This window comes from Mesorhizobium sp. M0830, assembly GCF_040319965.1.
In the GTDB taxonomy this organism is placed as follows: domain Bacteria; phylum Pseudomonadota; class Alphaproteobacteria; order Rhizobiales; family Rhizobiaceae; genus Mesorhizobium.
The window spans coordinates 64,257-88,713 of record NZ_JAMYOR010000011.1 but is presented as its reverse complement, the minus strand read 5'-3'; the positions used below and the strand labels follow the sequence as shown (position 1 = coordinate 88,713).

Below are 24,457 nucleotides of genomic sequence, written 5' to 3'. Positions count from 1 at the left end.
CAACCATTCCGTCGTCATCCTTGCGAGGCGCAGCCGTTCATGCGAAGAGCCCGCAAACGAGCAGGAAAATTGCGATGAGCAAGCGCGACACAAGCCAGCCCAAAACGGGCCAGCCCAAAACGAGCAAGCGCAGGAACGGGCTCACCAACGGGCTCACCTATGCAGAGGCCGGCGTCGATATCGACGCGGGCAATCTCATGGTCGAGAAGATCAAGCCGCTGGTGCGGGCGACGCGCCGGCCGGGCGCCGATGGCGAGATCGGCGGTTTTGGCGGCCTGTTCGACCTCAAGGCCGCCGGCTTTATCGATCCGGTGCTGGTGGCCGCCAATGACGGCGTCGGCACCAAGCTCAAGATCGCCATCGATGCCGGCAAGCACGATACGATCGGTATCGATCTCGTCGCCATGTGCGTCAACGACATCGTCGTGCAGGGTGCCGAGCCGCTGTTCTTCCTCGACTATTTCGCCACCGGCAAGCTCGATCCCGACCAGGGTGCCGCGATCGTCGGCGGCATTGCCGAGGGCTGCCGCCAGGCCGGCTGCGCGCTGATCGGCGGCGAGACGGCCGAGATGCCCGGCATGTACCACGGCAACGACTACGACCTTGCCGGCTTTGCAGTGGGCGCGGCAGAACGCGGCCAGCTCTTGCCCACCGACGACATCGTCGAAGGCGACGTGCTGCTGGGCCTCGCTTCCTCGGGCCTGCATTCGAACGGATATTCTCTGGTGCGCCGCATCGTCGCCGTCAGCGGCCTGGCGTGGGGCGATCCGGCGCCATTCAACGACGAGGCCACGCTTGCCGAGGCGCTGCTTGAGCCGACCCGCATCTACGTCAAGTCTATCCTCAAGGCTATCCGCAACACGCATGGTATCAAGGCGCTCGCTCACATCACCGGCGGCGGCTTCCCGGAAAACATTCCGCGCGTGCTGCCCAAGGATTTTTCGGCCGAGCTCGACCTCGAGGCGATCGATGTCCCTTCAGTGTTCTCGTGGCTGGCCAAGACCGGCGGCGTGGCGCCGGAAGAGATGATGCGCACCTTCAATTGCGGCATCGGCATGATTTTGGCGGTCGCGTCCGGCCAGGCGGCGCAGGTTGCCGCCGTGCTGCAGGAGGCCGGCGAGACGGTGACGCCGATCGGCCGCATCGTGCCGCGCCGAGATGCCGGCGTCATCTATCGGGGCTCGATCGGCCTATGAGCGCGCAGAAGAAACGCACCGTTGTCCTGATCTCGGGACGCGGCTCCAACATGACCGCGCTGATCGCGGCAGCCAGCGACCCGGCCTTCCCGGCCGAGATCGTCGGCGTCATTTCCGACAAGGCCGACGCTGCCGGCCTCGGCATCGCCAGGGCGCGCGGCATCGCCACGCAGGTCATTCCGCGCGCCGATCACGGCAGCAAGCAGGCTCATGACGCCGCCATCGACGCAGCGCTCGCGGCATTCAACGCCGAGATCGTGGCGCTGGCCGGCTACATGCGCATCCTCACCCCCGGCTTCGTCCAGAAATGGCAGGGCCGCATGATCAACATCCACCCTGCCCTGCTGCCTGCTTTCAAGGGGCTCGATACTCATGCGCGTGCACTCGCCGCCGGCATACGCATCCATGGCTGCACCGTGCATTTCGTCACCTCCGAGATGGATGACGGCCCGATCATCGCCCAGGCGGCCGTGCCGGTGATGATCGGCGACACCGCGGATACACTGGCTGCCCGCGTACTGAAGACGGAGCATCGGCTCTATCCGCTGGCGCTGGGGCTGGTCGCCGAGGGCAAGGCGCGCATGGAGGCCGGCCGCACCGTGCTTGCCCATTTTGCCGACGATGCCGACAACAGCACCTCGGTGGTGATGGCCCCCGACCCGCTGCGCGAGGAAGCCGACCTCGAGCATCTGGCGCGCATCACGCCGTGAGTATCGAGAGCGTGGCGATGAAACAGCTTCTCCTGCTTCGCCACGCCAAATCGAGCTGGGACGATCCGGCACTCGATGATTTCGACCGTCCACTCACCGATCGCGGATTGAAGGCAGCACATTTGATGGGGCGTGAGCTTGCGGCGCGCGACTGGCTGCCGGAACTGGCGCTGGTGTCGCCGGCATTGCGCACCCGCGACACCTGGCGGCTGGTGGCGGCGGAACTGCCTGCGCATCCCAAGGTCGCATTCGCCAAGGCGCTCTACGACGCTTCAGCGGCGGATATTCTAAGCCAGATTCGTCAGGTCGATCCGTCGGACGGCAGCTTGCTCGTGGTGGGACACAATCCGGGTCTGGAAGATCTGGCCAACCAGCTTGCCGGGCCAGGATCGGAGGCCAAGGCGCGCAAGAAGCTCGAGGAAAAATTCCCGACAGCGGCCCTCGTGCGCTTCGTTTTCGAGGGCGACTGGTCGGCCTTGTCTTGCGCCCGGCTGACACATTGTCTGCGGCCGAAGGATCTGGGCTAGAATCCAGGCGCGGCAGACCGAGCCTGCCATGCAGCGGACCCCAGCCAATCCAATTTTATTTTTGGCCGAGAACTGTTTGTTGCCGACAGCGAAGATTGGCCGCTTGGGCCAGCGCCCCCGGCTGGTGCTACTCTGCGCAAAAAACAAGAGCGGCGGGCCAAGCCCACCGCTCTTTGTAGTCAAGACTTGGTAGTCAAGACTTGCCTGGATTAGCGGCCCCAGATGCCCCGGCCAGACTCAGCCGGCACCTTGGCGTTGGCGTCGCCCTGTGCCTTCGAGGGCTTCAGGATCGAGCCGGTGCGCGTGGTGTCGATGTTGAAAGTCGACTGGCCCGAAATCGACTGGCTCGAAGTCGACTGGTTGGGAACCGGCTGGTTGGCGTTGTAAGATCCGTAATTGTCGCTGCCGGCAAAAGCAGTGCTCGTGGCCACAAGGATGGCTGCGGCAGTGAGTGCGATCTTGGTCATTTTATTTACTCCAATGGTTCTCTGTTCTGTCCGTCTAATGCGTGCCCTTGGGAGGAATTTCGCGTCGCTCGGACCTCCCCGAGATGGGTTTGCCCTGCCGCGGATTCCAATCACGAAGATGTTCCAAAGATTGTGAGATTTCGGTCCTTGAAACTCGACAAATGGCCTTGGCAATCATAATTTTATCGTTCAAAATCAAGTTGTTAACAGACGTCACCACCGCAGGCGCGACCGTGCAGCGAGCCGGTCGTTCACCAAGGGCTGCACGGTCCGTCAACGGAAAACGAACCGATCGGTTCGATTTGTCTGGATCGACTGGTTCCAGCGTTCTCTTCTGAGCGCCGAAAGGGTTCCAATTGTGTGGGCCTGACCTACGCCGGATGACAGCCGGCTGTGTTTTTGCGGCTTCCAATCTGTTGGTTTGGAGGCTGCGGTTCACGGTGCCCGTCGGCCGTGCATTTGCCTTGGCGTCAGATCGATATTATCGCTTGTGCACGACCATCAATCCGACGCGACCTTGGCTGTGCCGGTCGAAGAACGGGCGGAATTCCGGGTGACCTGCTTTCCAGGAAAGTGATAGAAATGCGGCTGCTGCTCGTCGAGGACAATCGCGAACTGGCTGACTGGCTGGGCAAGACTCTGCGTCAGGCGAATTATGTCGTCGACATCGTTCATGACGGCGAGGATGTCGAGCACGCGCTCGCCGCCGGCGACCACGCGCTTGTCATCCTGGACTTGGCGCTGCCGCGCATGGGTGGGCTGGAAGTGCTGCGCATGCTGCGGGCGCGCGGCAACCGAGTGCCGGTGATCGTGCTGACCGCCAATGCCAGCCTCGACGGCCGCGTCAAGGGCCTCAATGAAGGCGCCGACGACTATCTGGCAAAGCCGTTCCAGATCGAGGAGCTGGAGGCTCGCATCCGCGTGCAGCTGCGCCGCGCCAATGACCGCACCGCGCCTGTCGTTGCCTGCGGCGATCTCGTCTTCGACACCAATACCCGGCTGTTTTCGCTCGCTGGCGAGACATTGGCGCTGACGCCGCGCGAACACGCAGTGCTGGAGCAATTGATGGTCAAGGCCGGACGCACAGTGAGCAAGGCGGCGTTGTTGGCCGCGATCTATGATTTCGAGACCGACGCCGACCCCAGCGCCATCGAGATCTATGTGCACCGTGTACGCAAGAAGCTAGAAGGATCTCGTGTCCAGATCGCCACCTTGCGTGGCCTCGGCTATCTCTTGCGTCATGATGATTTGGCGCCATGAGGATTAGCAGCCTCCGTTTGCAGTTGCTGGCCTGGGTGGTGTTGCCGCTCGCCGGGCTCGCCACCATTAACCTGTGGACCAGCCACCGCGGCGCGCAGGCGACCGCCGATCTGGTCACGGACCGGATGCTGTTGGGTTCCGCACGCGCCATCGCCGAGCAGGTCGCCATCGTCGACGGCGTGCTCGACGCCACGGTGCCGCCGGCGGCGATCGAGATGTTCGACACCGGCGATCGCGACAGCGTCTATTATCGTGTCGAGACGGCTGGCGGGCGTTTGCTGACCGGCTACCCCGACCTGCCCGAAGGTCCGAGGCAGCCCAGCACAGAAGGGGTCTATCGCGGCCACGCGCTGCGGCTGCTGACATTCAATCATGCGGTGGTCGGCGCCGGCGCTGACTCGCCAATATCCGTCACCGTTGGTGTCACGCCGGCCGGGCATGATGCGATGGTGAAACGGCTGTGGCTGAGCGCCTTTGCCCAGCAACTGGCGCTGGTGGCCATTGCCGGCATCTTCGTGCTGCTCGGGCTGCGTCGCGGTCTGGCGCCGCTGATCCGGCTGCGCGACGCGGTGCGCTCGCCAGGCCGCAGCAAGCTTGACCCGATCGAAGTGCCGGGGGCGCAAAGCGAGATTCAGCCGCTGATCGATGCGTTGAACGCCTACATGGAGCGGGTGCGCGCGCAGATGGCGGCGCAACGCCGCTTCATCGCCAATGCGGCGCACCAGTTGCGCACACCGCTGGCGCTGCTGTCGACACAGGCAAGCTACGCGCTTCGCGAAAGTGCTACGGAGGCGCGCCAGGAAGCCCTGGTGGCGCTGCAGGCAAGCTCCGGCAAGCTGGCGCGGCTGGCCGAACAGTTGCTGACCTTATCGCGAGCCGAACCCGGTAGCCGGCGGCCGCGCGCCGACCGCATCGACCTGACCGACGCCGCCCGGCACGTGCTGGAAACCCAGGCGCCGGCCGCGATCGCTCGCAGGATCGATCTCGGCTTCGAGGAGGCTGGCCCCGTACCGGTCATCGGCGACGGCACCATGCTGCGCGAGATGATCGTCAATCTTGTCGACAATGCGCTTCGCTATTCGGCCGCTGGCGGCAGCGTCACGGTGAAACTGGCGGCCACAGACGGCGAAGCCGTGCTGACGGTCGCCGATGATGGGCCCGGCATTCCGGCGGACGAGCGAGACCATGTGTTCGAACGCTTCTACCGCATTGCCGGTTCGACCGAGGAAGGCAGCGGGCTTGGCCTCGCCATCGTGCGCGAGGTCATCGAAAATGCCGGCGGCCGCGTCATCCTCGGAGATAGCGCGACCGGTGGCCTGGTGGTTGAAGTAAGATTGCCTTTGGCCTGATCGCGGCATGCCGAAGTGGATCAGGTCCCCTGCTCGTTGAACGGCGCCGGCCGCCATTTGACGACATAGTTCTCGAAGCGGGTGATGATGAACTCCACCACCAGCGCCATCACCGCCAGGATGATCATGGCGGCAAAGACACCATTGGCGTTGAAGGCGCCCTGCGCCGTCGAGATCAGCAGGCCCATGCCTTGCTTGGCGCCGAGGAATTCGCCGACCACCGCGCCGACCAGGGCAAAGCCGAAGCTGACATGCAGGCTGGCCAGGATCCAGCTCATCGCCGACGGGATGATGACGGTGCGGGTGATCTGGAATGGCGACGCGCCGAGGATCTGGGCGTTGGCGATCATCGCCCGGTCGGCCTCGCGCACGCCCTGGAAGGCGTTGGCGAAAACGACGAAGAACACCATCACCACGGCGAGAGCCACCTTGGAGGCCATGCCTAGGCCGAGCGCGATGATGAACACCGAGCCCAGCACGACGCGCGGCACCGAGTTGGCGATCTTGATGTAGATCGAAAAGACGTCCGCCAGCAGCCGGTTGCGGCCGAGGATGATGCCCGCGGCGATGCCTCCGACGGCGCCGATGACGAAGCCGAGGAAGGTTTCCTCGAGTGTCACATAAATTTGCACCCAGAGCGGACCTTGCGACGTGCCCTCGGTGACCCACACCCAGATCTGGTCCCAGATACCGGACGGGCTGGCGAAGAAGAACGGATCGATGATGTTGTGGTCGGCACCGAGTTCCCATAGGCCGAGGAAGACGACCAGGATAGCCAGGCGTAGGCCGATGACCAGCGCATGCCGGCGGCGCAGCCGCGCCTTTGCCCGGCCTTCGGCAACGGCGATGGAGGCATCGCGGACGGCGGCCTGGGAAGTGGTGGGAGATATGGCGGTCATGGCAGCGTCTCCTCTCAGAGCAATTCCAGGAAAAGTGCCAAGCGGTTTTCCGTCCGGAATTGCGAAAAACAAAACCATTAGAGCGGGTCGGCGACCCGCTCTAATGGCCGGTTTGCAAGGTGCGGGTCTGGCCGAGTTGCACTTCCTCGCGCAGGTCGTTCCAGATCACCTTGGCGATCTCGACGAATTTCGGGTCGTAGCGAATGTCGGCCATGACGCGTGGACGCGGCAGGTCGATGCGGTAGACGCTCTTGACCGTGCCCGGCCCGGCCGTCAGCACATAAACCTTGTCAGCCAGTGCCACTGCCTCCTCCAGGTCGTGAGTGACGAACACGACGGAAGACTTCTGCTGCGACCACAGACCCAGCAGCTCGTCCTGCATGGCGGTGCGCGTCTGCATGTCGAGCGCGCTGAACGGCTCGTCCATCAGCAGGATCTTGGGCTGGTTGATGAAGGTCTGAGCGAGCGCGACGCGCTTGCGCATGCCGCCGGACAGCTGGTGCGGATAGTGCTTTTCGAAGCGGCCGAGGCCGACACGGGCGATCCAGTCACGCGCCAGCTCATAGGCCTGCGCCTTTGGCATGCCGCGATAGAGCGGGCCGGCGGCGACATTGTCGATGACACTGCGCCAGGGAAACAGCGCGTCAGCCTGGAAGACGAAGCCGATGTCGCGGCTGATATCGGTGACAGGGCTGCCCATGACACGGACATTGCCAGTCGTCGGCCGCAGCAGCCCGGTGACGAGATTGAGCGTCGTCGACTTGCCGCAGCCGGTCGGCCCGACGACGCAAGCGAATTCGCCGCGCGCCACCGTCATGGTGAAATCGCGGATCGCCGTCATCATGTGGCCGTCCGGCGTGACGAAGCGCAACGTCACGTCGTCGATGGCGATCGCCGCATCGGCTGGCAGTGCGGCCTGAGACAGCTTCTCGGCCGCCATGGGTTGCAGTTGCATGACACACTCCTGTCGCGATGGGCAAGGGAGCCCGCAACGCTGCCGCGGGTCTCCTGGTGGTCCGGCAAGGGCCGTGCCGCTGCCGGCTAGATTCAAGCAAGCGGCGCAAGCCGTTGTTCTTCAACGAGCGGAGACGGGAAGCCGTGCCCGTCGGGCGACGCTACTTGGCGGCGTCGACGAACGTCGTCGTATAGGTCTTCGACAGGTCGATCTGCTTGCCCTGCAGACTCTTGGAGAATGTCGAAAGGACCTTGAGCACGGTTGGCGGGCCGTCGGCCGGCATGCGGCCGTCCGGCGTGAACATCGCCTTGCCGCCGGCCAGCCCCTGCACGTAGAGGTCCCTGTTGCCAGCGTAGTAGTCCTTCGGCATCTTGTCGGCGATCTCCTCGGCCGAATGCGTGGCGATGAACTTCATCGTCATGACGAAGGCATTGGCGAGTTTCTGTGCCTCATCCTTGTGGTCTTCGAGCCAGGCGGACTGGACGTAGAAGGACGCCGCCGGATAGGGGCCGCCCAGCGCTTCCTTGGTCTTTTCAGGGGTACGCATGTCGACCAGGACACTGGCCTCACCGGTCTTCAGCAATCGGCCAATCGTCGGCTCGGTGGTCATGCCGGCCTGGATCTGATCCTGCTTGACGGCGGCAATGAAGGTGTTGCCGGCGCCGACTGGCAGCAGCGTATAGTCGCCGGGCTTCAGGCCGTTGCGCACGGCCAGATACTGACTGAGGAAATCGGTCGACGAGCCGAGGCCGGTGACGCCGAGCGTGGCGCCCTTGAAGTCGGCCGGCGATTTGATTTCGGGATGCTTGGCGGAGACCAGCTCGACCTCGCCCGGCGCCTGGCTGAACTGGACGATCGACTGGATGTATTTGCCCTTCGACTGCAGGTCGACGGTGTGGTCGTAAAAGCCGACGACGCCCTGAACGGCGCCTGCCAGCAATTCATTCTCGGCCTCGACGCCGGCGCGCGAATTGACCAGTTCGACATCGAGTCCCTGGTCCTTGAAGTAGCCGAGCTGCTGGGTGAGTACGGCCGGCAGATAGATCTGTTTTTCCATGCCGCCGACGATGATGGTGATCTTGTCGGCCGCCGATGCCGCCGTGGCGCCTGCCGCAGCGATGACAAGGGTTAGCGCCGCTGTGCGCAAGGCGCACTTCGAGATGAAACCGGTCACGAAACTTCCTCCACTTGGGCGACGCGCCGTGAAGCTGCGCCGCATTCTCCTCCTCGCCGGCCGCTTGAGGACCGGTCATGCGGTGACACCGCGACCCTGTCATGGCACGCCCAAGCTTTCAGCTGGCTTTCAGCCACTGGGCGAAAAAGATTAGCCGCAATGCCGTCCCGGGGCGCCCAGTCCCAGCACGTCGCGCATGTCATATTCGCCGGGTGGGCGCCCCGCCACCCAGAGTGCGGCGGCGATGGCGCCGCGGGCGAACATGACACGGTCGCCGGCCGCATGCGACAGGGTCACGGTCTCGCCCTCGGCGCAGAAGCCGACGCTGTGTTCGCCAATGATGCTGCCGCCGCGCATCACCGCAAAGCCGATCTCGCCTGCTGGGCGCGGGCCGGTGACGCCATTGCGGACCCGCCTTGCGACCGTCTCCAGATCGACACCGCGTCCGCCGGCTGCGGCTTGCCCCAGCATCAGGGCGGTGCCCGAGGGCGCATCGATCTTGTGGCGATGATGCGCCTCGACAATCTCGACATCCCAGTCGTCGGGATCGAGCGCTTTCGCCGCCTGCTCGACCAATCCGGCCAGCATGTTGAGCCCAAGCGAGTAGCTGCCGGAGCGCACGATGGCGACGCTCTTCGCGGCGGCCGCAATAACGGCAAGCTCGGCGGCGTGGAACCCGGTCGAACCGATCACAAGTGCTGGCCCGCTACGCGCGGCGCAGGCTTCGGCGAGCGCGGCGGACGCAGCCGGCGTGGTGAAATCGATCACCACATCGGCCATGGCAAGCGCCTCGTCGCGGCTCACCAGACCTTCGCCGACCATGCCCGGCCGGTGGAATCGGGCGGCAAGCGCCAGCCGCGCATCTGCCTGCACCGCGTCCGTCATCTGCCGACCCATGCGGCCCAGCGCGCCGGCGAGGGCTATCCTGATCGGTGGCTGGAGCATTGCCGCGACTATTTCCACATGCCCCGCATGCGCGCACCGATGTCGACGCGGACCTCCGGCCGGGCCGCCCTGCCCTGTGCCGCCTGCGCGCTCGGCCAAGATACTTGTTGGAATGCCGCAAGGATCGAAGCCGGGATGAAGCGCGTGCGCGAGGCATAGAGATGGCGGTCGCCGCGCGCCGCCTGGCCGTGCGGAAAGAAGCGTTGCGGCATGACCAGGTTGAGATTGTCCTTGGCGCGTGTCATCGCCACGTAGAGCAGCCGGCGCTCCTCATCGATATCTTCCTTGGTGCCGACGCCGAGATCGGCCGGGATGCAGCCGTCGACCGTGTTCAGGACGAAGACATTCTTCCATTCCTGGCCCTTGGCCGAGTGGATGGTCGAGAGGATCAGATAGTCCTCGTCGCGATGCGGAGGGCCGGCCTGGTCGCTGGTCGCGTCCGGCGGGTCGAGCGTCAGTTCGGTGAGAAAGCGTTCGCGCGAGACATAGCCCGAACCGATCTGCTCAAGCTGCAACAGGTCGGCGCGCCTGGTCGTCGCGTCCTCGTGGATGCGCTCCAGATGGGGCTCGTACCACCGCCTGATCTGTTCGAGATCGGCCGGCCATTTGGCGCCGGCCCGCAGGCCGGAATAGAGCGAGACGAAACGCGGCCAGTCATCGGCCGCGCGTTGCGGCGGGCGCCAACCGGCCAGACCCATCGCTTCGTCGAGCGCCGTCGTCATCGTCTCGACTATCTGCGCGGCGGCCGAAGGGCCGATGCCCGGCATCAGTTGCAGCACACGGAAGCCGGCGACGCGGTCGCGCGGGTTTTCGGCGAAGCGCAACACCGCCAGCACGTCCTTGACGTGAGCGGCATCGAGGAACTTCAGGCCGCCGAACTTGACGAAGGGAATGTTGCGACGGGTCAGCTCGATTTCCAGCGGCCCGCTGTGATGCGAGGTGCGAAACAGCACCGCCTGGGATTTCAACGCCGTGCCGGCCTCGCGCTCGGCCAGGATCGTATCGCAGACGAAATTGGCCTGCTCGACCTCGTCGCGCACGGTCACCAGCCTCGGTCTGTCGGTCGACTTGCGCTCCGACCATAGGTTTTTGGTGAAGCGCTCCGAGGCCTCGCCGATCACGGCATTGGCTGCGGCGAGAATGGTTTCGGTCGAGCGGTAGTTGCGCTCCAGCATCACCACGTCGGCGGCCTGCGCGAACTGTTTGGGGAAGTCGAGGATGTTGCGCACCTCGGCGGCACGGAACGAATAGATCGACTGGGCATCGTCGCCCACCACAGTCAGCCCGGCGCCGTCGGGTTTCAGCGCCAGCAGGATCGAGGACTGCAAGCGGTTGGTGTCCTGATACTCATCGACCAGCACATGGTCGAAACGGCCGCTCAGATGGGCCGCCATTTCAGGCTCGGCCGCCATCTGCGCCCAATAGAGCAGCAAATCGTCATAATCGAGCACGTTCTGCTCCTGCTTGGCCTCGACATAACCGGCGAACAATTGCTTCAGTTGCTCCGCCCAGCCGGCGCACCAGGGAAAGGCAGACCCCAATACCTCGTTGAGCGGCGCCTGTGCATTGACGGCACGGGAATAGATGGCAAGGCAGGTGCCCTTGGTGGGGAAACGCGCTTCCGTCTTCGAGAAACCCAGTTCGTGGCGGACCAGATTCATCAGGTCGGCGGAGTCCTCGCGGTCATGGATGGTGAAGGCCGGGTGGAGGCCGATCTCCAGCGCATAGTCGCGTAGCAGCCGCGCGCCGATGCCGTGAAAGGTGCCGGCCCAGGTCAGCGCATCGGTGATGACCGCGGCATCGCGGCCGAGCACTTCGCCGGCAATGCGTTCGACGCGCTTGGCCATTTCGGATGCGGCGCGGCGCGAGAAGGTCATCAGCAGGATGCGGCGCGGGTCGGCACCCTTGACGATCAGATGAGCGACGCGATGGGCCAGCGTGTTGGTCTTGCCCGAACCAGCGCCGGCGATAACCAGCAGCGGGCCGGCGATCCTGCCGTCGCCATGCTCGACGGCCTGGCGTTGGGCATCGTTCAGCCGGGCGAGATAGGCAGGCTGGACGGTCGGTTCCCGGAAGGTCGAATCAGCGGTGGCGAGGTTCATCGCCCATCAAGCATCGTTTCTGCTTTGTTCGCAACGTTGATGCGAAGCAGACATAGCCTAACGGACCGAGGAAACGTGTCACCGCTAGCGCTGGGGATCGACGCCCATGGCGGCTGACTGTCGGCGCAAGGTCTCGCGATCATATTTCAACGGCGGCAACAGCAGCGGGTCGACTGTATTGGGCACGTCTTCGACCATCTTCCTGACGATGCGATAGGCGACATAGGCCAAGGCGCCGGCAACAAGCAGACGGAACATGGTTGCAACACTCCTTTGGAGCAGGACCAACCGAGGAGACGGCATTTGGTTCCCTGCCGATTATCCACGCGCGATCAACGATCGAAGGCGGCGATGGCTTCGCTGGCGCTTTCCGATGCATTTCTCGAAGCACTGCAGGCGGAACTTGGCGTTGCGAAATTCGTGTCCTGCCTCATGCCGCCTGTGGCGTCCGAAGCTGAGGTCGTCATCAGCTCGCACTCCAGTTCGGCAGGCTCTTGAGGAAGAAGGCCGGCGCCGCTTGGGAGGATGGGAGCGCCGGCCAAGCGGATAATGAGGTCCGCCGCGCAGCAGAAGGTAGCTGAGTCTTTCCCCAGCGTCATCGGGGGATTGTCTTCGTTAAAAGCGTACCAACAACCAAGGCGCCCGTTTTGCCGACGGCAGGCACGGCGAGTTCGATGCGATCATCTTCGCCACAGGCTTCCGGCCGCGCTATGCCAGATTGTTGCACTCCGGCATCCAGCCGGGCCGCAGCGCCGTCAATGCGAGGGCTTCGGAGCTCGGCCTTTATCTCATCGGCTTTCACAATCCGGTCACCGGACTGCTGCGCGAAATCTTGATCGAGGCAGAGCAGATCGCCGACGACATCAGCTACCGAGGAAACCGAAGGAAGGCTGCCGAAATCCTGCCGGTATGATTTGGCGCGTGAGGAACTGAGTTCTCAGCCTGCCGCGCGCAGCCAGACCTTGTTGTCGTGGAAGGCAGCACCGCCATAGGGTGCCGGCGCATCGGCGCCTGTCAGCACGTTGATACCCTCGCCACGCTCATGCGTGCTGTTTGGCCAGATGCCTTCGGCGATGACCACGCCGCGCTTGATGCCGTCGAAGAGTTTTGCGTGCAGCACGACTTCGCCACGCTGATTGCCGACTTCGACGCGATCGCCGTCGGCAAGCCCATGTTCCGCGGCATCGTCGGGATGCAACAAGAGTTCCGGCCGGCCTTCCCTGGCCTTCGATACCGGCGTCTCCGAGAATGTAGAGTTGAGGAAGTTGCGCGCCGGCGACGTCGCCAGCCGGAACGGATGCGCCTCGTCGGCGACCTCGATCAAGTCGACATGGTCGGGAAACTCCGGCAGCCGCGCCACTGGGCCGAACAGGCCCATGCTTTTCGGCGGCCGGTTGGGTGCCGCCTGCCCGGTCCAGTCGGCGCGGAAGCGGAATTTTCCGTCCGCATGGCCAAATCCCTTGATGAAATGCGCGGTTTCGAAATCCGGCTGCAGATCGACCCATTTGTCTTGCTTCAAGCTGTCGAAGCTGCCCAGTCCGCGCTTGCCCAGGATGATGTCGATATGCTGCTGCTCGGTGAGACCGAAACCCGGGCGGTCGGCGACCCCGAGACGCTCAGCCAATTCCTCGATGACGAAATGGTTGGTGCGCGGCCCTTCCGGCGGCTCGATCAATTTAGGGCCAAGCGTGATGTGCTGGTTGCCGCCGCCCTTGTAGACGTCATCATGTTCAAGGAACATCGTCGCAGGCAGCACGACATCGGCGAGCTTGGCCGTGTCGGTCATGAATTGCTCATGCACGCAGGTGAACAGGTCGTTGCGCATAAAACCTTGCTTCACCAGCCGCTGTTCCGGCGCGACATTAACTGGATTGGTGTTCTGGATCAGCATCGCCGTCACCGGCGGGCCGCCATAAAGTGCATCGCTGGCGCCGGTCAACACCGGGCCGATGCGTGAATGGTCGAGATGACGGATCGAGGGGTCGCGCATCTTCGTGCCTTCGAGCACATCCTGGTTGAGCTTGAAGATGCCGGAATTGGAGTGGAAGGCGCCGCCGCCCTCATATTGCCAGCTGCCGGTGACAGCCGCGATACAAGATGCGGCATGCATGTTGACGGCGCCATTGCGCTGACGCGCGAAGCCATAGCCGAGGCGGAAATAGGTTTTCTTGGTCGTGCCGACTATCCGGGCGAAGGCCTCGATCTCGGCGACCGTCAAACCTGTGATATCAGCCGCCCACTCCGGCGTGCGCGTCCGCAGATGGGCCTCAAGCCCTTTCGGGTCGTCGGTGTATTTTTCGAGATAGGCGCGGTCAGCGAGGCCGTCGCGGAACAGCACATGCATGATCGCGCAGGCCAGCGCGCCATCGGTGCCTGGCTTCAGCACCAGGCCGAGATCGGCCTGCTTCATCGTCGCGTTCTCGTAGACATCTATGACGACGATCTTCGCGCCGCGCTCCTTGCGCGCCTTGATGGCGTGGGTCATGACGTTGACTTGGGTCACCACCGCATTGGTGCCCCAGATCACCACGCAGTCGGATTTCGCCATCTCGCGCGGATCGGGACCACGCAGCGCGCCTGCCCCCATCATCCAGCCGGTCCAGGCCAGATTGGTGCAGATCGAACCGAAGAAGCCGGAATATTTCTTGGCATGGCGCAGCCGGTCAATGCCGTCGCGCTGCACCAGTCCCATCGTGCCGGCATAGTAATAAGGCCAGACCGTCTCCGAGCCGAATTTTTCCTCCGATGCGATGAACTTCTCGGCGACCAGATCGAGCGCGGCCTCCCAGCTCGCTTCCTTCCAGGCGCCATCGCCCTTGGCACCGGCGCGGATCAGCGGCTTCAGAAGCCGGTCGGGATGATGGACGCGGTCGGCATAGCGCGCGACCTTGGCGCAGACGACACCGGCCGTATAGCTGTTGGACTTGGCGCCATGGACGCGGCCGATGCGGTTGCCGTCGAGCAGTTCGACTTCGAGCGCGCAGGTCGACGGACAATCATGCGGGCAGGCCGAATGGCCGATGCGGAGGTTGGCGTTCTGGTTCATGAACTGAGGTTAGCCGGTTCCAGACGTAGCGTGTAGGGCCAGATTTGCCCATAAGCTGCCTTTGGGAGATGTCTTTTCCACCTGATATGGTGCGGCGGTGGTTCACCCTCCCCTTGATGGGGAGGCCGCGCTGCCCCCACCCTGCTCCGCTTCGCGGATCGACCCTCCCCACAAGGGGGAGGGTAAATCACTCGGCCGTGCCTTCCTCGTATTCGGCCGACATGGTCAGCCATTTCTCCTCATGGCCGGCCAGCGTCTGGGCGAGTTGCGAGCGCTCCTTGGCCAGTCGGGTCGCTGTCGACGGATCCTTCTCGTAGACAGCCGGATTCGACAGCTCGTCCTCGATGCCGTCGATGCGCTTTCGGATGCGGTCCATCAGCGCTTCGGTGGCGCGGATCTCCTTCGCCAGCGGCTCAAAAGCGGCGCGGCGCGCTGCCGCATCGCGGCGGCGATCGGCTTTTGACGCCTTGTCGGCCTCGCGCTTGCCGCGGCGGTCGCCTGATACGCCGGTGACCAGCGTCTTGTAGTCTTCCAGGTCGCCATCATACGGGTTGACCGCGCCGTCCTTGACCAGCCACAGCCGGTCGGCGGTCGCTTCCAGCAGATGCCGGTCGTGCGAGATCAGGATGACGGCGCCGGGAAACTCGTTCAGCGCATGGATCAGCGATTCGCGGCTGTCGATGTCGAGATGGTTGGTCGGTTCGTCGAGGATGAACAGGTTCGGACCCTCGAAGGCCGACAGCCCCATCAACAGCCGCGCCTTCTCGCCGCCGGATAGATCCTTGGCGGCGGTGTTCATCTTCTCGGTGGTGAGGCCGAACTGCGCGACACGACCGCGCACCTTCGATTCCGGGGCCTCCGGCATCAGCCGGCGGACATGCTCATAGGCGTTCTCTTCCGGCCTGAGATCGTCGAGTTGATGCTGGGCAAAGATCGCCACCTTCAGCCCGGGCGCCACCGTCATGGTGCCGCTCTCTTGCTTCAGCCGGCCGGACAGCAATTTGGCGAACGTCGACTTGCCGTTGCCATTGGCGCCGAGCAGCGCGATGCGATCGTCGGCGTCGATGCGCAACGTCATCTTTTTCAGGATCGGCTGCCCCTCGGTGTAGCCGACATTGACGTTGTTGAGCGCCACGATCGGTGAGGCCACCGTCTTCACCGGTTCGGGGAATGAGAATGGCCGCACCGAATCGTTCACGATTGCCGCGATCGGCTTCATCTTCTCCAGTGCCTTGATGCGCGACTGTGCCTGCCTCGCCTTGGAGGCCTTGGCGCGGAAGCGTTCAACGAAGGATTCCATGTGCTTGCGGGCGGCCTCCTGCTTGACGCGGCCCTTCTCCTGCAACTCCTTCTGCTCGGTGTACTGGCGCTCGAACTGGTCGTAGCCACCGCGCCAGAAGGTCAGCTTCTTCTGGTCGAGGTGAACGATCGAGTTGACGGCGCGGTTGAGCAGGTCGCGATCGTGCGAGATCAAGAGCACTGTGTGCGGATATTTCGACACATAGTTTTCCAGCCACAGCGTGCCTTCGAGGTCGAGATAGTTGGTCGGCTCGTCGAGCAGCAGAAGGTCGGGCTCGGCAAACAGCACGGCGGCGAGTGCCACGCGCATGCGCCAGCCGCCGGAAAAGGACGAGGCCGGTCGCCGCTGCGCGGCGTCATCGAAGCCAAGACCGGCAAGAATGGTGGCGGCGCGTGATTCGGCGGAATGCGCGTCGATGTCAGCCAGCCGCATGTGGATGTCGGCGATACGGTGGGGATCGGTTGCCGTCTTTTCCTCTTCGAGCAGCGCCGTGCGTTCGAGATCGGCCTTGAGCACGATCTCGATGAGCGCGTCCTCGGTACCCGGAGCTTCCTGCGCCACCTGGCCGATGCGGGTGCTCTTCGGCAGACCGATCGAGCCTGTCTCCGAGGGAAAATCCCCGGTGATAGCTTTGAACAGCGTCGTCTTGCCGGTGCCGTTGCGGCCGACAAGGCCGGCCTTGGTGCCGGCCGGCAAGGTCAGCGAGGCATGGTCAAGAAGCAGGCGTCCGGCCATCCGGAGCGAAAGGTCGTTGATGATCAGCATGGCCGCGCTTTTGCACCGGACATCAATGCTTCGCAAGACCTTGCGGGCCAGTTGGCGGCACAAGGCCTGGAAACGACGCCCGCGAGGGCGTCGTCGAAGCAGTCGATCACGGCTCGCCTACCGGCCAGGCAGGATTCAGACAGTCGCCTTGCGCTTCGTCGCCTTGGCCGCTGCGGCCGGCGCTGCTGCCGGCTTGCGGCCAAGTCCTGTCGACTTTGCCAGCGCCGACCGCGTCGCCGAGTAGTTTGGCGCAACCATCGGATAGTCCGGCGGCAGACCCCATTTGGCGCGGTAGTCGTCCGGGCTCAGGCCGTGGTCGGTCCGTAGATGCCGCTTGAGAGACTTGAACTTCTTCCCGTCCTCAAGACAGATGATGTAGTCAGGAAACACCGACTTCTTCGGATTCACTGCCGGAACAAGATTTGGCGTTTCCGTGACAACTGCACCGGCGAGCTTGCGAACCGAAGCACTGACGCTAGCAATCAACTCAGGCAAGCCAGAAGCCGGAAGTGGATTGTTGCCTACATAGGCCGAGACAATATCGGCCGTTAGCTCGATAACGGTCTTATCATCGATATTTGACAATTCTTTCATCCTATTTGCGACAAAATCCTCCACCCCAGCGAAGACTTACGTCGATGTATCTCTTTAACCGCGTCCCCCAACGGACCGCCAATCTCAACAAGGAGCAAAGAATCGGCAAAAGTAGCTTTCATCCGAAATCGACGTCACGCAACTTAGAAAATCTAATACTTCGAACCAGCAGATTTCACGGCGGGGCCATCGGCCAATATCTCTAAAATACGCCTCCAGAGTGCGCAACGCCTGAAATCCTTCTGTTCTATCGCCTTTTCGGCCTTCATCGCGGCATAGAGCGGCGCCTCCGCGCCGAATTCCTTGATCAGCCAAAGCGCTTCCCGAACGGCCAGGCGTTCATTTTCGTCAAACATGGTTTTCGGCCTCCGATCGTTCCACGCCGACCGTGACGCAGCTGCCGATGACCAGGACGGCTCCGACAATGGCCGTCATCGTCAGCCGTTCACCGGACAGCGTCAGCAGCAGGGTCGAAGCGACCGGCGTGAGATAAGCGACGACCGCGACCTTGCCGCTACCTTCGAGCTTCAGGGCGCGAGACCAGAAATAGTAGCCCAACCCCATCGGGCCGGCGCCCAGATAGAGGCCGAGGGCCAGGTCCGTACCGAAGGGCCAGGTGAAACCGTCTCGAACACACCACAGAAACGTCATGGCGACGCCGATCAGCGCCGATGGCAGCAACAGACGATCCGGTGAGGTGGCAACCCGGCCCACCATGATCGAATAGAATGCCATGCACAGTGCGGATCCGAATGCGGTGAGATAGCCGACGAGATCGCCCTGGAGCCAGGATTGGTTGAGCCCTCCCGAAATCACCAAAGCAACGCCAATAAAACCCACCACCGCGGCAACGCCAAGCAGAGCCGGGCGCCGCGGATTTTCCAAAATGATGACCGCCGCCGCGACCATCAACGGCCAGGTGTAGGCCAGCAGATTGGCCTCGATCACCGGCATCGACGAGAAGGCTATGTATTGCAGCACCATGGTGCCGACCAGGCCGATGAAGCCGACCGCGAGAGCCATGGGTGCGGCTCCGGCCGCGACCGGCGCGGCGTTTTCCCGGCTCATCAACCGGATGGCGGCAAAGACGATTGCGGCGCCTGCAAACTGCAGGAACTGCACCTGCGACACTGGGTGGCTGGCCAGCAGGGATTTGCCGACCAGCGCGTTGGTCGACCATAACGCCACCGCGCCGGCGGCGAAAACCAGCGCGGATATCGAGCCCGATCCATGCCTGAACAATCGGCATCGAGCACTATGCTCAACCATGGTCCTGCCCGAAAACCGGTTCCCATTTTTCAGAATCATGGCTAATCACCATGATTCCCTGGCTCCACCCGGAACCGGCGCGTCGACGGCGGCAGGCACTGGATGCTCTGCCTCGAACCGGCGATAGGCCGGCAGCTGCTTGGTCCAGACATCTTCGGCCAGTTCGCCGACCCACTCACGGTCGTGGTCGTTGTCGGCGGCGAGATAGAACATTCGGTTATCGTCGACATAGGGTTTGGCCACCGAGCGCTGGTTGAGCACCAGAGTGACGCGCTCGCCGAACCGGATCGGGGCGGTGCGATGCAGTACGCCCAGGAACTGCCCCAGCGTCGCGTAGTTCATCTTGTGATCGATGCGCATGACACGGTTGCGGGGAATCTCGCGGCCGGATTCGAGGATAGCGCGGCCGGTTTCGGAGTCGTCGCAGTAGATTTCGAGATGGCCGCCGACCAGCGGATTGCTGATCGACAGTGGAATGAGTTCGGTGACAGGAACACCATCGCAATGCCATTCCACGGCGCCGTCCTTTGGATTCATGAAAGTAACCGTCGAGCCGACGATCGACAGCGGATAGGGCTCCAGCTTGGTGCCCATCATGTCCGACAGCCGCTCCAGGCGCAGCTTGTCATGCAGCAGTTCCTTGATCTCGGGGATGAAACGGTCTGCCCCGGTGATGAAGGTCAGATCGAGGTGCTTGTGCACGGCATGGCTGGCCTTGAGCTTCAGAGCAGCCTCCTCGATCGCGGCAAGCAGTCCCGGATCGTAACCATGCAGATATTGCGCGACGCCGAAATTCGACACTTTCCAGGCGGTTTCGTGACCGATGATGGCCTCGCGGCTCATCGCATAGCGCAATTCGGGTATGGTATGGGCGTTCATTGTACTTCTCCAAGTGAGGGTAATCACTTAGTTAGCAGTCGATTAAATTAGCACCCCCTGTAAAATTAGGAATGCTGGTGCTAGTGTAAGCTCAGCTTAAGGTCGAAACCGTGCGTCTGCTCAGTCAGGTCAACCTCAATTCGCTGAAAATCGTGGAAAGTGCTGCGAGGCACGGAAATTTCACGCGCGCCGGCGAAGAACAGTTTATCACCGCTTCAGCGGTCAGCCAGCGCGTCAAAAGCCTTGAGGATCAGCTGCGATTCAAGATCTTCCAGCGCGGCGGCAATGCGGTGTCGCTGACGCCGGAGGGCGAGACCTATGTCTCGCGCGTTCGAGAGGCGCTGGAGCGAATCGTCGCCGCCAGCATGGAAGCGACAGGGCAATCCCAGGAACACGTATTGAAGATATCGGTGCTGCCGACCTTTGCGGCACGCTGGCTGTTTCCGCGCCTGCCGCTGTTCCAGCAGCAATATCCCGATATCGTGATGCGGGTCTCGACCTCCTATGCGACGCATGAGTTCACGACCTCCGAGTTCGATCTTGAAATCCGATATGGCGACGATCATTTTCACGGGCTGCAATCGGATCTGCTGTTTCGGGAAGACCTGACACCGGTGTGCAGCCGCAAGCTGTTCCATGAAGTTCTCGGCGACAAGCAGTTGTCGAAGGTGACACCGGACGATCTCAGGCACTTCACGCTGCTGCATTCCGATACCTGCACCCAGAACTGGCAATCCTGGCTTGGTTTCGCTGGCGCCAGCTTCGTGCTCAGCAAGGCCAAAAGCATCTATTTCGACTCGTGCATGATGTCCTACGAGGCAGCGAATTCGGGGATGGGTTTTGCGGTGGCCAACCGTGCCTATATGGCCAGCGATATCCGCGCCGAAAGGCTTGTGGCTCCGTTCGCCGTCCATCATCCGAACACGGCCGGCTGGTATTTTGTTTCTCCCCCACAACGCCTTGCCACACGCAAGGTTGTGCTTTTCAAGCAATGGGTGATGGCGGAAGCGGCTCTGACGCAGCGCCAGCTCGACAGCGAAACCAGCGGCGAGGCCGCGATGGCTGTCTGACACCATTTCGTTGTCTGCCGATGAGATCCGACCAGCAAGAGTCCGTTGAGAGCCACTGGTTAGTGGCCTGACGTAAGGACGATGCTGCAGGACAAAATGCAGCGATAGCAAGCGAGGGCCCTCAGGCTTCGGACTCACAACCGCCAAACATCGCCAGGATCAGGCGAAAGACCTGCCTTCCTCACTTCGCTGGAAGAGCATCAGGTCCAACCCCAGGCTTGGCCGTCCCAGAATGGTCAGAATTGCATGCGCTTGGCCGCGATGGTGAGTCTGATGATTGAAGACATGGTCCAGCGCCGGCGCCAGCCTTTGCGAAACCGTGCGCATGTCCGAGACTGTCATGTAGGTGAAGCGGCCCGTCAAAGCCTTGTCATTGAGGCCGCCGACCCAATCGATGATCCTCCTGTCCTCGGCTTCACGCGCCATCCGCAGACCGGGCAAGCCCCGATGCAGGATGGCGTCCAGCGTCGTCGGCGCGTCGCCCTCACCGGTGAAGCGCTTCATCCAGATGCGGTCGGCTGTCAGCAGGTGGTTGAGCGTGCCCATCATCGAGCCGAAAAAGGCGCCGACATTGCGGTTGAATTCCTCTTCGTCGAGTTCCGCGGCGGCATCATAGATGCGGTTGTTGGCCCATTGATTATAGGCCGCAAACATCATGAAATGCTGTCTCATGGCTTCCCTTCGGCTCGCGTCGATAAGGAGGCCTACCTAACCCGCGAGAGGGCTGCCGCCAATGACCATTCTGCTCTATGACCTCGTCGGACGCGACACCGCACGTCCGTTCAGCCCGCATTGCTGGAAGGTGGCGATGGCGCTTGCCCATAAGGGGCTCGACACAGCAACCGCGCCGACGCGCTTTCTCGAGGTGCCCGCTGTCGAGGGCGGCGTTTCGAAAACCGTTCCGGTGATCCGCGACGGCGAGACGGTCGTTTCGGATTCCTTCGCAATCGCTCTCTATCTGGATGAAGCCTATCCGAACCGGCCGACGCTGTTTGGCGGTGAAGGCGGCAAGGCGATGGCGCGTTTCATCGAACGCTGGTCGCAACTGACCATTCATCCCTATGTGACCACCGCGGCGATCGTCGACCTGCATGCCATGCAGGACGCGGAGAACGCCGCCTATTTCCGCCAGAGCAGGGAGCAGCGTCTCGGCAAGCGGCTGGAAGACGTGATGGCAGCCCGGGAGGCCGGGCTCGGCACCTTCAGGGCCTCGCTGGAACCCTTGCGTTCAATGCTCGGCTATCAGCCTTTCATCGGCGGTGCATCGCCGCTGTTTGCAGACTATATCGTCTTCGGCGCGCTGCAATGGGCGCGCATAGCCTCGCCCTACCAACTGCTCGACAACGGCGACGTGGTGGCGCAATGGTTCGCCCGCTGCCTCGACCTGCATGGCGGGCTGGGACGAAAGGTGGCCGCGGCAGCGTGACGCCGAACGCCTGCCGCAAGACAGCACGAAGGCCGCCGATGTCCGGCAGAAAAGCTCGGCAGCGAGGAGAGCTTTACTTGGCCGACGCCTTCTTTGGCTTGCTGGCCTTGGTGGCAGCCTTTGCTTCCTTGGGGGCGGCTTTTGCCTTGCCGGCGCCAGCTGCCTTCCTGGTTGGCTTTTTGGCCGTCGACGCCCTCGCGGCATCCTCCTGGTCGACATCGGCCGTCGCCTGACGCCAATGGCGCTCATGGTGTCCAGCCGGCTGTCCCTCTTGCAGCCAGATCTGATGCGCGCGGTTGCGAATGCGTTCCTGACGATCGTCTGCCATGGTCGTGTTATCTCCATGCGGGCCGACTTCAGCGCGGCGCCGACAGGTGACTATAGCAAGCAAAGCGTTGCTGTGCAGCCATCCGATCTCGCCTCCGGCCTGCCATCGGCGCCCCGCTTTGGCCTCACCCCCAACCTCCAGTGGCTCGCGATGAAACCGGACAACTCGTCTGCTACCTAATCCAGACAACTCGTCTGCTTACGACACTGTCGGTCTCGCCCCTTGGCAATGGGCCGGACGGCTTGTATAGAGCCCGCCACCCTCAATTCCATTCTCAGACAAGGACGACCCATGGCGCTCGAACGCACATTTTCCATGATCAAGCCGGACGCAACCCGGCGCAACCTCACCGGCGCCATCACCAAGATGCTGGAAGAGGCCGGCCTGCGCGTCATCGCCTCGCGCCGGGTCTGGATGAGCCGCCGTGAGGCGGAAGGCTTTTACGCCGTGCACAAGGACCGCCCGTTCTTCGGCGAACTGGTTGAATTCATGTCGTCGGCACCGACCGTCGTGCAGGTGCTGGAAGGCGAAAACGCCATTGCCCGGAACCGCGAAGTGATGGGCGCCACCAACCCGGCCAATGCCGCCGAAGGCACGATCCGCAAAGTGCATGCCCTGTCGATCGGCGAAAACTCGGTGCACGGCTCCGATGCGCCGGAGACCGCGGCGGAAGAGATCAAGTACTGGTTCTCGGATACCGAGATCGTCGGCTGAGCCGATAGTCCAAAGCGTGATCACGTAAAAAGGCTGGCGTTTCGCCGGCCTTTTTCATGGCCGAACAGTCAGTCAGCCCTGCGTGCGAACTGCATGTACTTGGATGAGACATGGAGCCGGACCGAGGACCGAAATTGAGGCTGTCTCCGGAACAGAGCGTGGCGGCCGCCGAGGCGGGTGGACTCAGGCTTGCCAACCTGGTCGAGGTGCCGCCCTATCACTATGGCGCCGTATTCGAACAAACGACGGCTTGAGAGGCCCGCCGCCGCCACGGCGGGTTCTGGTCACTTCGGCTGGCGATCTTTCACGTTCGCATGGGCGTTCGCTGCCTCCGTATCGGTGGCCGGTGTCTGGGTATCGGCACCCGCGAATGGACTACCCTGCCCAGGCGCGAGATCGCCGCTGTGGCCGGCCTTGTTGGTGTGGAACGGCTGGCCATCGGCGCTGAGACCATGCTCAAGGGCATTGACCAAATGATCGTCCGCCGACGCAAGGCCGGTAAGAGCAAGGAGCGATACGCCTGCGGCAGCGAGGATAAGCGTGTGCGTTTTCATCTCTGGAGTCCTTTGAGTTTAGCCAGAACGAGCCGCCAGCAGGTCTGGCGGCTTCAACCAAGGGATATTCGAAATATCCCCTTTGCCTTGCCCGCCATGTCTGGGAAAGAAACGCTTCTCTTGCCCGAATTATTCCGAAAAAGTTTTGGCAATGAGATTTGCGCTAGCTCGCGGCGCTGAAGCGCAGGATCTCGCGGCCATCCTTGTCGGCAATGATGAGCTTGCCAGCAGCGACATTGTATGACGCAGCCTTGGCCAACGCATCGAACAGCGCCTTTTCCTCAGCCATCACCTCGGGCGCACAGGCCTTGTAGGTCGAGCCGATATCGCTGAGCGCGATCGTCCGGCCATCGATCTTGGCGGTGGCGAAATAGGTGTTGCAGGGGCCCTTGCCGCCTGCCTTGCCTGCCTCGCTGACGCTGAACGTCGCCTGCGGCGCGGTGCTGGCGCCGATGCCGTCGACATAGTCGACCAGCCAGAGCTGGTCAAAGACTGAACCCGTTGGCTCGGCGCTCGGCGTGACCATCTTCAGCATGATCGTCTGCGGCACGTCGGTCAGCGGGTCGACCTGATGACGGACATCGGAGATGAACAGGAGCCTGTCGTCTACGGAAATGCGGGCTTGCAACGCATAAGTCATCTGCGACCGGATGACGGAAGGGTCGAATTTAATCTCGAAGCTGATCGGCACCTGGCCGGCCGGCCTGACTTTCTGCTCGCCGATGATAGTGGCCGGCGCATCGGCTCGCGACACGTCGGCAAGTTGTACGGAGAGTACGGCACTCGGCGGCAAGGCGATGCGCTCGCGATAGATCACTTCGCCTCTCACGGACTTTCCAGCGGCAGCAGACGGTTCCGGCACGGCCAACATGCCGACGACCAGAGGCACGAAGCCGAAGACGAAGAACTCCGCGATCCTGTCCAGCAT

The 24,457-nt window shown here is 62.8% G+C and carries 28 protein-coding genes; 11 read left to right on the top strand and 17 right to left on the bottom strand.

Translation table 11 applies throughout. The features are described from left to right. Window positions 1–74 precede the first annotated feature (74 nt). The 3 genes from purM to NKI20_RS09445 are packed head-to-tail and all read left to right on the top strand — an operon-like array spanning window position 75 to window position 2,433. Window positions 75–1,196 (top strand): phosphoribosylformylglycinamidine cyclo-ligase, encoded by a 1,122-nt coding sequence (purM, locus tag NKI20_RS09455; protein WP_352729896.1) that lies wholly within the window; start codon window positions 75–77, stop codon window positions 1,194–1,196. Next, window positions 1,193–1,906: a phosphoribosylglycinamide formyltransferase gene (gene purN / locus NKI20_RS09450; RefSeq protein WP_352729894.1), complete on the top strand. Its 714-nt coding sequence runs from the start codon at window positions 1,193–1,195 to the stop codon at window positions 1,904–1,906. Before purM ends, purN begins: the two co-directional genes overlap by 4 nt. A 17-nt stretch (window positions 1,907–1,923) precedes the next feature. Continuing rightward, window positions 1,924–2,433: a SixA phosphatase family protein gene (locus NKI20_RS09445; RefSeq protein WP_023761928.1), complete on the top strand. Its 510-nt coding sequence runs from the start codon at window positions 1,924–1,926 to the stop codon at window positions 2,431–2,433. A gap of 209 nt (window positions 2,434–2,642) precedes the next feature. On the opposite strand, the gene NKI20_RS09440 is transcribed toward NKI20_RS09445, so the two are convergent. Continuing rightward, window positions 2,643–2,900 carry a DUF680 domain-containing protein gene (locus NKI20_RS09440; protein ID WP_352729892.1) on the bottom strand — a complete coding sequence of 86 codons (258 nt, stop codon included), beginning with the start codon at window positions 2,898–2,900 and terminating at the stop codon, window positions 2,643–2,645. A 582-nt stretch (window positions 2,901–3,482) separates the two neighbouring features. On the opposite strand from NKI20_RS09440, the gene NKI20_RS09435 reads away from it, so the two are divergent. Together NKI20_RS09435 and NKI20_RS09430 are read left to right on the top strand one after the other, a co-directional pair. Beyond that, window positions 3,483–4,160, top strand: a complete 678-nt coding sequence (locus NKI20_RS09435) for a response regulator (protein ID WP_352599055.1) — start codon at window positions 3,483–3,485, stop codon at window positions 4,158–4,160. Beyond that, entirely contained in the window at window positions 4,157–5,509 is a 1,353-nt protein-coding gene (locus tag NKI20_RS09430) for a sensor histidine kinase (RefSeq protein WP_352830040.1), read from the top strand. Before NKI20_RS09435 ends, NKI20_RS09430 begins: the two co-directional genes overlap by 4 nt. Window positions 5,510–5,529: 20 nt before the next feature. On the opposite strand, the gene NKI20_RS09425 is transcribed toward NKI20_RS09430, so the two are convergent. The 6 genes from NKI20_RS09425 to NKI20_RS09400 all read right to left on the bottom strand — a co-directional run bounded on the left by NKI20_RS09425 (window position 5,530) and on the right by NKI20_RS09400 (window position 11,842). Next, window positions 5,530–6,408, bottom strand: a complete 879-nt coding sequence (locus NKI20_RS09425) for an ABC transporter permease (RefSeq protein WP_023761924.1) — start codon at window positions 6,406–6,408, stop codon at window positions 5,530–5,532. A 100-nt stretch (window positions 6,409–6,508) separates the two neighbouring features. Beyond that, window positions 6,509–7,363, bottom strand: a complete 855-nt coding sequence (locus tag NKI20_RS09420) for an ABC transporter ATP-binding protein (RefSeq protein WP_352830038.1) — start codon at window positions 7,361–7,363, stop codon at window positions 6,509–6,511. Window positions 7,364–7,523: 160 nt separating this feature from the next. After that, window positions 7,524–8,537: an ABC transporter substrate-binding protein gene (locus NKI20_RS09415; protein ID WP_023761922.1), complete on the bottom strand. Its 1,014-nt coding sequence runs from the start codon at window positions 8,535–8,537 to the stop codon at window positions 7,524–7,526. Between the two features lie 150 nt (window positions 8,538–8,687). Beyond that, a complete protein-coding gene (dapB, locus tag NKI20_RS09410) occupies window positions 8,688–9,482 on the bottom strand; it encodes a 4-hydroxy-tetrahydrodipicolinate reductase (RefSeq protein ID WP_352830036.1) in 795 nt (264 codons plus the stop codon). An 8-nt stretch (window positions 9,483–9,490) separates the two neighbouring features. Further along, on the bottom strand, window positions 9,491–11,584 hold the full coding sequence (locus tag NKI20_RS09405) for an ATP-dependent helicase (protein WP_352830034.1): 2,094 nt from the start codon (window positions 11,582–11,584) through the stop codon (window positions 9,491–9,493). A gap of 84 nt (window positions 11,585–11,668) precedes the next feature. After that, window positions 11,669–11,842: a hypothetical protein gene (locus NKI20_RS09400; protein WP_352729883.1), complete on the bottom strand. Its 174-nt coding sequence runs from the start codon at window positions 11,840–11,842 to the stop codon at window positions 11,669–11,671. Between the two features lie 93 nt (window positions 11,843–11,935). Between NKI20_RS09400 and NKI20_RS09395 the strand changes: the two genes are divergently transcribed. Together NKI20_RS09395 and NKI20_RS09390 are read left to right on the top strand one after the other, a co-directional pair. After that, on the top strand, window positions 11,936–12,082 hold the full coding sequence (locus tag NKI20_RS09395; protein WP_352830032.1) for a hypothetical protein: 147 nt from the start codon (window positions 11,936–11,938) through the stop codon (window positions 12,080–12,082). A 220-nt stretch (window positions 12,083–12,302) separates the two neighbouring features. Further along, window positions 12,303–12,497 (top strand): hypothetical protein, encoded by a 195-nt coding sequence (locus NKI20_RS09390; protein WP_352830030.1) that lies wholly within the window; start codon window positions 12,303–12,305, stop codon window positions 12,495–12,497. Window positions 12,498–12,521: 24 nt separating this feature from the next. On the opposite strand, the gene NKI20_RS09385 is transcribed toward NKI20_RS09390, so the two are convergent. The 6 genes from NKI20_RS09385 to NKI20_RS09360 all read right to left on the bottom strand — a co-directional run bounded on the left by NKI20_RS09385 (window position 12,522) and on the right by NKI20_RS09360 (window position 19,437). Then, window positions 12,522–14,630 (bottom strand): molybdopterin-containing oxidoreductase family protein, encoded by a 2,109-nt coding sequence (locus NKI20_RS09385; protein WP_352830028.1) that lies wholly within the window; start codon window positions 14,628–14,630, stop codon window positions 12,522–12,524. 187 nt (window positions 14,631–14,817) lie between these two features. Beyond that, complete coding sequence (locus NKI20_RS09380) at window positions 14,818–16,695, bottom strand: ABC-F family ATP-binding cassette domain-containing protein (protein WP_352830026.1); 1,878 nt, start codon at window positions 16,693–16,695, stop codon at window positions 14,818–14,820. Window positions 16,696–16,830: 135 nt separating this feature from the next. After that, window positions 16,831–17,289 (bottom strand): Ros/MucR family transcriptional regulator, encoded by a 459-nt coding sequence (locus tag NKI20_RS09375; protein ID WP_023761547.1) that lies wholly within the window; start codon window positions 17,287–17,289, stop codon window positions 16,831–16,833. A gap of 152 nt (window positions 17,290–17,441) precedes the next feature. Continuing rightward, a complete protein-coding gene (locus tag NKI20_RS09370; protein WP_023761548.1) occupies window positions 17,442–17,645 on the bottom strand; it encodes a hypothetical protein in 204 nt (67 codons plus the stop codon). Further along, window positions 17,638–18,558, bottom strand: a complete 921-nt coding sequence (locus tag NKI20_RS09365) for an EamA family transporter (protein WP_031260803.1) — start codon at window positions 18,556–18,558, stop codon at window positions 17,638–17,640. Before NKI20_RS09365 ends, NKI20_RS09370 begins: the two co-directional genes overlap by 8 nt. Window positions 18,559–18,603: 45 nt before the next feature. Then, entirely contained in the window at window positions 18,604–19,437 is an 834-nt protein-coding gene (locus tag NKI20_RS09360; protein WP_352830023.1) for a hypothetical protein, read from the bottom strand. A 110-nt stretch (window positions 19,438–19,547) separates the two neighbouring features. Between NKI20_RS09360 and NKI20_RS09355 the strand changes: the two genes are divergently transcribed. Next, window positions 19,548–20,507, top strand: a complete 960-nt coding sequence (locus NKI20_RS09355) for a LysR substrate-binding domain-containing protein (protein WP_023761551.1) — start codon at window positions 19,548–19,550, stop codon at window positions 20,505–20,507. A 159-nt stretch (window positions 20,508–20,666) separates the two neighbouring features. Here the strand turns inward: NKI20_RS09355 and NKI20_RS09350 are convergent, their stop codons facing one another. Beyond that, a complete protein-coding gene (locus NKI20_RS09350) occupies window positions 20,667–21,179 on the bottom strand; it encodes a DinB family protein (protein ID WP_352830021.1) in 513 nt (170 codons plus the stop codon). A gap of 61 nt (window positions 21,180–21,240) precedes the next feature. On the opposite strand from NKI20_RS09350, the gene NKI20_RS09345 reads away from it, so the two are divergent. Then, window positions 21,241–21,933, top strand: coding sequence for a glutathione S-transferase family protein (locus NKI20_RS09345; RefSeq protein WP_352830019.1), 693 nt, complete (start codon window positions 21,241–21,243; stop codon window positions 21,931–21,933). 73 nt (window positions 21,934–22,006) lie between these two features. Here the strand turns inward: NKI20_RS09345 and NKI20_RS09340 are convergent, their stop codons facing one another. After that, the gene (locus tag NKI20_RS09340) at window positions 22,007–22,261 is read right to left on the bottom strand and encodes a DUF2934 domain-containing protein (RefSeq protein WP_352830017.1); all 255 of its coding nucleotides are present in this window, start codon (window positions 22,259–22,261) and stop codon (window positions 22,007–22,009) included. A gap of 291 nt (window positions 22,262–22,552) precedes the next feature. Between NKI20_RS09340 and ndk the strand changes: the two genes are divergently transcribed. Both ndk and NKI20_RS09330 read left to right on the top strand, forming a co-directional pair. Next, window positions 22,553–22,975 (top strand): nucleoside-diphosphate kinase, encoded by a 423-nt coding sequence (ndk, locus tag NKI20_RS09335; protein WP_023761556.1) that lies wholly within the window; start codon window positions 22,553–22,555, stop codon window positions 22,973–22,975. 110 nt (window positions 22,976–23,085) lie between these two features. Further along, entirely contained in the window at window positions 23,086–23,229 is a 144-nt protein-coding gene (locus tag NKI20_RS09330) for a hypothetical protein (protein ID WP_352830015.1), read from the top strand. A gap of 30 nt (window positions 23,230–23,259) precedes the next feature. Here NKI20_RS09330 and NKI20_RS09325 read toward each other — a convergent pair whose 3' ends face one another. Then, window positions 23,260–23,529, bottom strand: a complete 270-nt coding sequence (locus tag NKI20_RS09325) for a hypothetical protein (RefSeq protein WP_352830013.1) — start codon at window positions 23,527–23,529, stop codon at window positions 23,260–23,262. Between the two features lie 163 nt (window positions 23,530–23,692). After that, window positions 23,693–24,457 carry a YbaY family lipoprotein gene (locus NKI20_RS09320; protein WP_352830011.1) on the bottom strand — a complete coding sequence of 255 codons (765 nt, stop codon included), beginning with the start codon at window positions 24,455–24,457 and terminating at the stop codon, window positions 23,693–23,695.

Coding starts and splice junctions, on each gene's coding strand:
- NKI20_RS09345 (WP_352830019.1), top strand. CDS start 21,241: ATGACCATTCTGCTCTATGACCTCGTCGGACGCGACACCGCACGTCCG.
- purM (WP_352729896.1), top strand. CDS start 75: ATGAGCAAGCGCGACACAAGCCAGCCCAAAACGGGCCAGCCCAAAACG.
- NKI20_RS09380 (WP_352830026.1), bottom strand. CDS start 16,695: ATGCTGATCATCAACGACCTTTCGCTCCGGATGGCCGGACGCCTGCTT.
- ndk (WP_023761556.1), top strand. CDS start 22,553: ATGGCGCTCGAACGCACATTTTCCATGATCAAGCCGGACGCAACCCGG.
- purN (WP_352729894.1), top strand. CDS start 1,193: ATGAGCGCGCAGAAGAAACGCACCGTTGTCCTGATCTCGGGACGCGGC.
- NKI20_RS09325 (WP_352830013.1), bottom strand. CDS start 23,529: ATGAAAACGCACACGCTTATCCTCGCTGCCGCAGGCGTATCGCTCCTT.
- NKI20_RS09435 (WP_352599055.1), top strand. CDS start 3,483: ATGCGGCTGCTGCTCGTCGAGGACAATCGCGAACTGGCTGACTGGCTG.
- NKI20_RS09430 (WP_352830040.1), top strand. CDS start 4,157: ATGAGGATTAGCAGCCTCCGTTTGCAGTTGCTGGCCTGGGTGGTGTTG.
- NKI20_RS09350 (WP_352830021.1), bottom strand. CDS start 21,179: ATGAGACAGCATTTCATGATGTTTGCGGCCTATAATCAATGGGCCAAC.
- NKI20_RS09425 (WP_023761924.1), bottom strand. CDS start 6,408: ATGACCGCCATATCTCCCACCACTTCCCAGGCCGCCGTCCGCGATGCC.
- NKI20_RS09330 (WP_352830015.1), top strand. CDS start 23,086: ATGGAGCCGGACCGAGGACCGAAATTGAGGCTGTCTCCGGAACAGAGC.
- NKI20_RS09385 (WP_352830028.1), bottom strand. CDS start 14,630: ATGAACCAGAACGCCAACCTCCGCATCGGCCATTCGGCCTGCCCGCAT.
- NKI20_RS09420 (WP_352830038.1), bottom strand. CDS start 7,363: ATGCAACTGCAACCCATGGCGGCCGAGAAGCTGTCTCAGGCCGCACTG.
- NKI20_RS09340 (WP_352830017.1), bottom strand. CDS start 22,261: ATGGCAGACGATCGTCAGGAACGCATTCGCAACCGCGCGCATCAGATC.
- NKI20_RS09360 (WP_352830023.1), bottom strand. CDS start 19,437: ATGAACGCCCATACCATACCCGAATTGCGCTATGCGATGAGCCGCGAG.
- dapB (WP_352830036.1), bottom strand. CDS start 9,482: ATGCTCCAGCCACCGATCAGGATAGCCCTCGCCGGCGCGCTGGGCCGC.
- NKI20_RS09375 (WP_023761547.1), bottom strand. CDS start 17,289: ATGAAAGAATTGTCAAATATCGATGATAAGACCGTTATCGAGCTAACG.
- NKI20_RS09445 (WP_023761928.1), top strand. CDS start 1,924: ATGAAACAGCTTCTCCTGCTTCGCCACGCCAAATCGAGCTGGGACGAT.
- NKI20_RS09395 (WP_352830032.1), top strand. CDS start 11,936: ATGGCTTCGCTGGCGCTTTCCGATGCATTTCTCGAAGCACTGCAGGCG.
- NKI20_RS09320 (WP_352830011.1), bottom strand. CDS start 24,457: ATGCTGGACAGGATCGCGGAGTTCTTCGTCTTCGGCTTCGTGCCTCTG.
- NKI20_RS09365 (WP_031260803.1), bottom strand. CDS start 18,558: ATGGTTGAGCATAGTGCTCGATGCCGATTGTTCAGGCATGGATCGGGC.
- NKI20_RS09370 (WP_023761548.1), bottom strand. CDS start 17,645: ATGTTTGACGAAAATGAACGCCTGGCCGTTCGGGAAGCGCTTTGGCTG.
- NKI20_RS09400 (WP_352729883.1), bottom strand. CDS start 11,842: ATGTTCCGTCTGCTTGTTGCCGGCGCCTTGGCCTATGTCGCCTATCGC.
- NKI20_RS09405 (WP_352830034.1), bottom strand. CDS start 11,584: ATGAACCTCGCCACCGCTGATTCGACCTTCCGGGAACCGACCGTCCAG.
- NKI20_RS09440 (WP_352729892.1), bottom strand. CDS start 2,900: ATGACCAAGATCGCACTCACTGCCGCAGCCATCCTTGTGGCCACGAGC.